We start from the raw sequence: 7,397 nt of genomic DNA, 5'->3' as shown, positions 1-7,397 counted from the left end.
CGGGTGGCCCTGGTGGACCCGGCGCGGGCGACCCCGGGCGGGGTTCGCGCGGACGCCGGATGCGCAGGCCCGCCGTGATCGCGGCCGCGGTGTTCGGTTTCCTGGTGCTGCTCTACGGCTTCGACCTGCTCGTGACCAACGGCGACGTCCCGCGCGGGGTCAGTGTCGCGGGCGTGGACGTCGGTGGCATGAGCCACAACAAGGCCGAAGGGTTGCTGCGCGAGGAGATCGAGCCACGCCTGAGCCAGCCCGTCGGCTACACCGCGGGCGAGACCGAGGGCGAGTTCGACCCGAAACAGGCGGGACTGCGGCTCGACTGGGACGCCACGCTCGACCAGGCCGGTGACCAGCCGTTGAACCCGTTCACCCGCATCGCCTCCTTCTTCAGCGACCGGGAACTGGGCGTGGTCACCGACGCCGAGCCGAACCAGTTCGACAACGCGATGAAGGCGCTGCGCCAGGACATCGACCAGGAGCCCGTCGAGGGCAACGTCGTGTTCGAGGGCGCTGAGCCGAAGCCCGTCGAGCCGAAGCAGGGCCAGGCGCTCGACGTCGAGGCCGCGAAGGACCGCATCCTCGCGCACTGGGCCTCCGGCACGCGCCTGACGCTGCCCGTCGAGTCCACGCCGGTGACGATCACCTCGGAGAAAGTGCGAGCCGCGTTGACGGAGGTCGCCGAACCCGCCGTGTCGGCACCGGTGGTCGTGCGCGGTGAGGGCGACGACGGCGAGCTGACACCCGAGGAGATCGCGGCCGGGCTCTCCTTCGAGGCCAAGGACGGCGAGCTGGTCCCGCGGATCGACCAGAAGAAGATCGTCGAGGGGGTCGAGCCCGACCTCGCCGAGACCGAGCAGGAGGGCAGGGACGCCGAGATCGTGTTCGAGGGCGGGCGCCCGACGGTCGAACCGTCCCAGGACGGCAACCAGATCAACTGGGACAAGACCCTCGAACCGCTGCCCGACGTGCTCGCCACCACCGACAGCGGCGGCCGGGAATTGAAGGCCCACTACGAGAAGCAGCCCGCCGAGATCACGACCGAGGAGGCCGAGCAGCTCGGCATCAAGGAGGTCATCGGCGAGTTCACCACGGGCGGGTTCGCGCCCGACTCCGGGGTGAACATCCGCGTGGTGGCCGAGGAGGTCAACGGCGCCATCGTGAAGCCGGGCGAGACGTTCAGCCTCAACGAATACACCGGCCCGCGCGGCAAGCCCCAGGGCTACGTGGAGGCGGGCATCATCGAGAACGGCGCCCCGGGCACTGCGGTCGGCGGCGGGATCTCCCAGTTCGCCACCACGCTCTACAACGCCTACTACTTCGCCGGGCTCAAGGACGCCGGGCACCGGGAGCACAGCTACTACATCAGCCGCTACCCCGAGGGCCGGGAAGCGACCGTGTTCCAGAACCCCGACGGGTCGAGCGTGATCGATCTGCGGTTCACCAACAACACCGACACCGGCGTGGCGATCCAGACGATCTGGACGCCGAACGACATCACGGTCAAGCTCTGGGGCACCAAGCACTACGAGGTCGAGTCGATCACCGGCGACCGGACCGACTTCGTGGAGCCGGGCGAGGCCAAGGGACCCGAAGAGAACTGCAAGCCCAGCGGTGGTCAGAAGGGCTTCACGGTGACCAACACCCGGGTCATCAAGGACGCCTCCACCGGTGAGGTCATCCGTAAGGAACCCCGCACGGTCACCTACAAGAAGAAGGACAAGATCGTCTGCCCGAAGGACGACTGACGCGGGGGCTCGCCCGGCGGCGGCCGGCATTCCGACTCCGGCGGCGCACCGGGTCCGGGCCGTACCGCACGCGCTGACCCGGCGGGGCCTGATGCTCCGCCGGGTCAGCGCACGCTCGGGGTCACGACACGCGGATCGAGCGCAGCCGCGACACCTCGGCGATCCGCCGCTCCGCGAGCCGGTCGGCGGCCGTCACCGGGGGCACGCCCTCCTCGTCGGCGAGTGCGAACACCTGCCCGACCGTGTCGTAGAGCGAGTCGACCTTGCGCTTGGCCCGGTCGAAGTCGAAGCCCCGCAGTTCCTCGCTGACCTGGATGACACCACCCGAGTTGACCAGGTAATCCGGGGCGAACAGAATGCCCCGCTCGTCGAGCACCTTCTCCACTCCCGGGTGGGCGAGCTGATTGTTGGCGGCGCCACAGACGATGGCCGCGCGCAGCCGCTGCACCGTCGCATCACTCAGCGCGCCGCCGAGTGCGCAGGGCGCGTAGATGTCGAGGTCGGCGTCGACGAGCGCGGCGTTGTCCGCGACCACCTCCACCGACGGATACGCCGCGCGGGTGCGCTCCACCGCCGCGTCGGCCACGTCGGTCACCACGACCTCCGCTCCAGCCTCCACCAGGTGCCCCACGAGGATGTGTCCCACCTTGCCCACACCGGACACGCCCACGCGCCGCCCCCGCAGGTCCGGGCTCGACCACAGATGGGCGGCGCTGGCGCGCATGCCCTGGAACACGCCGTAGGCGGTCAGTACCGACGAGTCGCCCGCGCCGCCCTCGTCCGGCGACCGTCCGGTGACGAACCGGCTCTCCCGCGCGATGACGTCCATGTCGGCGACGTAGGTGCCCACGTCGCACGCGGTGATGTAGCGCCCGTTCAGGGACTGGACGAACCGCCCGTAGGCGCGCAGCAGGGCCTCGGACTTGACCGTCGCCGGATCGCCGAGGATGACGGCCTTGCCGCCGCCGAGATCGAGTCCGGCGAGCGCGTTCTTGTAGGTCATCCCCGCCGAGAGCGCGAGGACGTCGTCCAGCGCGGCGCGCTCACTCGTGTAGGAGTGGAAGCGGGTCCCGCCGAGGGCGGGACCGAGCGCGGTCGAGTGGACGGCGATGATCGCCTTCAACCCGGTGTGCTCGTCCTGGCAGAAGACAACCTGCTCGTGGCCGCTTTCGCGGCCGAATACACCTTCGGTCACGGTCGTGACTCCTTTGTCGTGGCGTCGACGCGCGACTTGTGGCCGCGCGCGGCGGTGCCGTTTCCGCGTTGTGCGGTGCGGGCGGGAAGGTTGTTCCCGGCTGATCACCGCTGGGGCCGAATGTATCCCACCTCACGGGGAAACGGCAGTGTCCCGGCCGCGCCCGTCACCGGGCCGCGGGGACCGCGCCCGAGCGCGTTGCCCGCCCAGGGGAGGACGTCCACCGGACCGACGCCGTCCCGAGTGCGGCGTCCACGGCATCGGTCGCCAGCGCGGCCAGCGCATGCCGGTCCCGCGCGCGGCCGGGGGCGATCTCGGGGCAGACGAAGACTTCGAGCACCAGGTGGCGCAGGCGCACGGTGCGCGAGACCGACCGCACCAGCGACTCGGGCCCCACGAACGCGGGACGGGTCGTCTCCCGCCCGCACGCGAGGCGGTAGCGCAGCGCGAGCGGACGCACCGGCACCCCCGCGTCGAGGGCCGCCTGGAACAGGGCGGGCCGGAAGCGGCCCGAGGCATGGCCGCACCACGTCGTGCCCTCGGGAGTCACGTTGACCAGCGCACCGCCGCGCAATACCTCGGCGACCCCGTCGACGGCCGAGGGCAGCGACCGCAACCGCTCGCGGTCGACGAAGACGCTGCCCGCCCGCGCCACGAGCCTGCCGAGCACCGGCCACTCGCCCACCTCCCGCTTGGCGAGCGCGCGCATCGGGCGCACCGCGTTGATCCCGACGATGTCCAGCCACGAGACGTGGTTGTTCACCACCAGCGCACCGCGCCCCCGCCCGTCGAGGTCACCGTGCACGACCAGGCGCACCCCGCACGCGGAGAGCACCCAGCGGAAGAACCGCCGGAGAAGGCGTGTCCGGGCGCCGGCGGGGAGGAGGAACGCGACCGGGCCGAGCAGCACCGCGACCAGCAGCACGGCGAGCAACGCGATCAGGCGCGACGCCACGCGCCCCGGGCCGACGGTCGGTTCCCCGCGGGTCAGGCACGTCTCGCCGCACGGCGAGACCGGCATCCAGGCGTGTGTCACGACCGCTGCTCCCCCAGGAAGAACCGCAGGTACCGGGGATCGACCCGCTGAAGGTCGAGCAGAACGAAGAAGTCGGCGACGCCGAAGTCGCGGTCGTGCGCGGGCGGGCCACACACCTGTGCCCCGAGCCGGAGGTAACCCCGCAGCAGCGGCGGCACGATCCCGCGCCCGGCGCTGTCCGGTTCCGCGTCGACCGGGTAGGGCAGCAGCGGCCTCACCCGGCGCCGCTCGTCGGCGTAGTGCCGGGTGCGCACCCGCTGCCACACGCCGGCGGCCTCGGCACCGCCGTCGTCGAGCGGCACCGACGCGCACCCGGCCAAGTAGCGGTGGCCCGAGAGCAGCATGTACCGGGCGATCCCGGCCCACACCAGCCCGACGACGCTGCCGGATCGGTGGTCCGGGTGGACGCACGACCGGCCGGTCTCGACCAGCGTGTGCCGGATGTCGGACAGGCGTCCGAGGTCGAATTCGAGGTCGGAGTAGAGGGTTCCGGCTTCGGCCGCGCGCTCCGGGGGCAGCATGCGGTAGGTGCCGACGACCTCTCCCGTGGGGTCGTGGCGGACGAGGATGTGGTCGCAGAAGTCGTCGAAGTAGTCGGCGTCGAGACCGGCGGCGGTGGTGTGCAGCCGCGCGCCCATCTCCTCGGCGAAGACCCGGTGCCGCAGCCGCTGCGCCGCGGCGATCTGGCCGGCTTCCCGTGCTACCAGCAGGGAGTAGCCGTGCGACGTCGGCTCGGTGCGGTCTGTGCTCGCGAACAGCTGTGAGGCCGTCATGGCAGACGATGCTCACGCGGGGAGACGACCGGCGAGGATGCCGCCCGTGACCCGCGCGTGCATACCGGATGAACACTGCGCTGCGCGGTCCGCCGCGGCCCCTCCGCCGCACGACACGGGCCCCCTCCACCGCTCGCACGCGGCGGAGGGGGCCCGCGGACTCACCCGGCCGGGATCGCTCCCGGGTCAGGACTTGCGCTGGGTGACCTCGTCGGTGAGCTGCGGGGCGACGTTGAACAGGTCGCCCACGACGCCGAAGTCGGCGATCTCGAAGATCGGGGCCTCCGGGTCCTTGTTGACCGCGACGATGGTCTTCGACGTCTGCATCCCGGCCCGGTGCTGGATGGCACCGGAGATACCGAGGGCGACGTAGAGCTGCGGCGACACGGTCTTGCCGGTCTGGCCGACCTGGAACTGCGCGGGGTAGTACCCGGAGTCCACGGCCGCGCGCGAGGCGCCCACCGCCGCGCCGAGCGCGTCGGCGAGCTTCTCCACGACGTCGAACTTCTCGGCCGAGCCGACACCGCGGCCGCCCGAGACGACGATCGAGGCCTCGGTCAGCTCCGGCCGGTCGCCGCCGACCACCGGCTCCACACCGGTGATCCTCGCCGACTTCGCGGGGTCGACGGCCGGCAGCGACACCGACTCCTCGGCCGCCGCGCCCTCGGCCCGCTCGGCCTCCACCGCGCCGGGCCGTACCGACACGACCGGCACGCCCTTGGTGGCCTTGGACTTCACGGAGAACGCGCCGCCGAAGATGGACTGGTCCACGGTGCCGTCCGCGTTCACCCCGACGGCGTCGGCCAGCCAGCCGGAGTCCAGCCGCGCGGCCAGTCGTCCGGAGATCTCCTTGCCCTCGGCGGAGGCGGCCACCAGCACGGCCGCGGGCGAGGCCTGTCCCGCCACCGCCGCGAGCGCGTCCACCTTCGGGGTCACCAGGTATCCGGTGGCCTCGTCCGACTCGGCGGCGTAGACCTTCGCGGCGCCGTAGGAGGCCAGCGTCTCCTTCGCCTTGGCCGCCGACCCCGGCGAGCCGACCACCACGGCCGAGGGCTCACCGAGCGCGCGGGCGGCGGTCAGCAGCTCGCCCGTGACCTTCTTGACCTCACCGTCGACGTGGTCGACGAGGACGAGAACTTCTGCCATAGGTCCGTTTCCTTGTCTGTCGTCAGTCGTCGTTCGATCAGGTCAGAGCAGCTTCTGGCCGACCAGGTACTCGGCGGCCTTGGTGCCGCCGTCGCCCTCGTCGGTGACCCGCTCGCCCGCGGTCCTCGGCGGCTTCGGCGCCGCCTCGACGACCGCGCTGGCGGCGTTGGCCAGGCCGACCTGCCCGGCGTCGACGCCAAGGTCGGCGACGGTGAGGGTCTCGACCGGCTTCTTCTTGGCCGCCATGATGCCCTTAAACGAGGGGTACCGCGGCTCGTTGATCTTCTCGGTCACGCTGACGACCGCGGGCAGGTTCGCCTCGAGGTGGGTGATGCCGTCCTCGGTCTCGCGGTCGGCCTTCACGGTGCCGCCGTCCACGGTGACCTCGCGGGCATGCGTGAGCTGCGGCATGCCGAGCAACTCGGCGAGCACGGCGGGCACGGCGCCGCCCCGGCCGTCGGAGGCCTCGTTGCCGGCGATCACCAGGTCGACGTCACCGGCCCTGCCGACGGCGGCGGCCAGCACCTTCGCGGTCGCGAGCAGGTCGGACCCGTGCAGCGACTCGTCGGAGACGTGGATCGCCTTGTCGGCGCCCATGGACAGGGCCTTGCGGATCGCGTCGGTGGCGCGGTCGGGACCGACGCAGAGCACGGTCACCTCGCCCTCACCGGCTTCCTTGATCTTGAGCGCCTCCTCGACGGCACGCTCGTTGATCTCGTCGATCACCGCGTCGGCGGACTCGCGGTCGAGGGTGTGGTCGCTCTCGCTGAGCTTTCGCTCCGAGTAGGTGTCAGGCACCTGCTTGACCAGGACAACGATGTTGGTCATGGGGCTCCTTCGGCGCAAACACGAGGTGTTACTGAGCGGTAAGCTACAGCGTGGTTCCAACGGTACGCCTGCCGAGGTGACCGCCTTCACCTGGATCGGCGTTTTCCCTGAACGATCGTCCCACTAGTGGCCCCAACGCCCGGACAGCGGAGCTGGCGACACCCCGTGAACACCGCCTGAAGTGGGCACTGAACCGGAAGTCGCAACGCGCTACTGCGATCGGGGGTGAAGGGACTAACCTGCCGACGTGCCCGTAGCAGTGATCACCGATTCGACAGCCTGCCTGCCCCAGCAACTGACGGCCCAGTGGGGAATCTCGGTCGTCCAGGTCCAGATCGAGACGGCGGATCGGGTCGACGACGAGTCGCGTTACGACCGCGACGACCTCATCGGGCGGATCCGGTCGGGCGAGCACGTGCGGACCCGGCCCCCCGACCCCGGCGCGTTCTTCTGGACCTTCCAGGACGCGGTCAGCGCCGGGGCCGACGCGATCGTCAGCCTGCACATCTCCCGGACGATGTCGGCCACCGCCGAGGCCGCGAGGCAAGCCGCCGAGCAGGTCAACGTCCCGGTGCACGTCGTGGACAGCGCGACGACCAGCATGAGCCTCGGCTTCGCCGCGCTGTCGGCGGCCCGTGCCGCCGCGGCGGGCGGCTCGGCGCGGCGGGTCCTCGACG

7 protein-coding genes are annotated in these 7,397 nt (G+C 71.4%); 2 read left to right on the top strand and 5 right to left on the bottom strand.

Going from position 1 to position 7,397, the window contains the following annotated elements:
• Positions 1 to 1,742, top strand: a 1,742-nt coding sequence (locus SACSA_RS0111825; protein WP_408640274.1) for a VanW family protein, incomplete at its 5' end; no start/stop codon positions are given.
• A 121-nt stretch (positions 1,743 to 1,863) separates the two neighbouring features.
• Here the strand turns inward: SACSA_RS0111825 and SACSA_RS0111820 are convergent.
• The 5 genes from SACSA_RS0111820 to SACSA_RS0111800 all read right to left on the bottom strand — a co-directional run bounded on the left by SACSA_RS0111820 (position 1,864) and on the right by SACSA_RS0111800 (position 6,720).
• The gene (locus tag SACSA_RS0111820; protein WP_019816111.1) at positions 1,864 to 2,937 is read right to left on the bottom strand and encodes a Glu/Leu/Phe/Val family dehydrogenase; all 1,074 of its coding nucleotides are present in this window, start codon (positions 2,935 to 2,937) and stop codon (positions 1,864 to 1,866) included.
• Between the two features lie 166 nt (positions 2,938 to 3,103).
• Positions 3,104 to 3,973 carry a lysophospholipid acyltransferase family protein gene (locus SACSA_RS0111815; protein ID WP_019816110.1) on the bottom strand — a complete coding sequence of 290 codons (870 nt, stop codon included), beginning with the start codon at positions 3,971 to 3,973 and terminating at the stop codon, positions 3,104 to 3,106.
• Positions 3,970 to 4,746 carry a GNAT family N-acetyltransferase gene (locus SACSA_RS0111810; RefSeq protein WP_019816108.1) on the bottom strand — a complete coding sequence of 259 codons (777 nt, stop codon included), beginning with the start codon at positions 4,744 to 4,746 and terminating at the stop codon, positions 3,970 to 3,972. Before SACSA_RS0111810 ends, SACSA_RS0111815 begins: the two co-directional genes overlap by 4 nt.
• 186 nt (positions 4,747 to 4,932) lie before the next feature.
• Positions 4,933 to 5,892 carry an electron transfer flavoprotein subunit alpha/FixB family protein gene (locus SACSA_RS0111805; protein ID WP_019816106.1) on the bottom strand — a complete coding sequence of 320 codons (960 nt, stop codon included), beginning with the start codon at positions 5,890 to 5,892 and terminating at the stop codon, positions 4,933 to 4,935.
• A gap of 42 nt (positions 5,893 to 5,934) precedes the next feature.
• Positions 5,935 to 6,720 carry an electron transfer flavoprotein subunit beta/FixA family protein gene (locus tag SACSA_RS0111800; protein WP_019816105.1) on the bottom strand — a complete coding sequence of 262 codons (786 nt, stop codon included), beginning with the start codon at positions 6,718 to 6,720 and terminating at the stop codon, positions 5,935 to 5,937.
• 247 nt (positions 6,721 to 6,967) lie between these two features.
• On the opposite strand from SACSA_RS0111800, the gene SACSA_RS22630 reads away from it, so the two are divergent.
• The coding region (locus SACSA_RS22630) for a DegV family protein (RefSeq protein WP_048876704.1) at positions 6,968 to 7,397 on the top strand (430 nt) is incomplete at its 3' end.

It is taken from the genome of Saccharomonospora saliphila YIM 90502, from assembly GCF_000383795.1.
Lineage (GTDB): Bacteria > Actinomycetota > Actinomycetes > Mycobacteriales > Pseudonocardiaceae > Saccharomonospora > Saccharomonospora saliphila.
The sequence above is the reverse complement of the archived record's forward strand: the minus strand, read 5'-3'. Positions and strand labels throughout refer to the sequence as shown.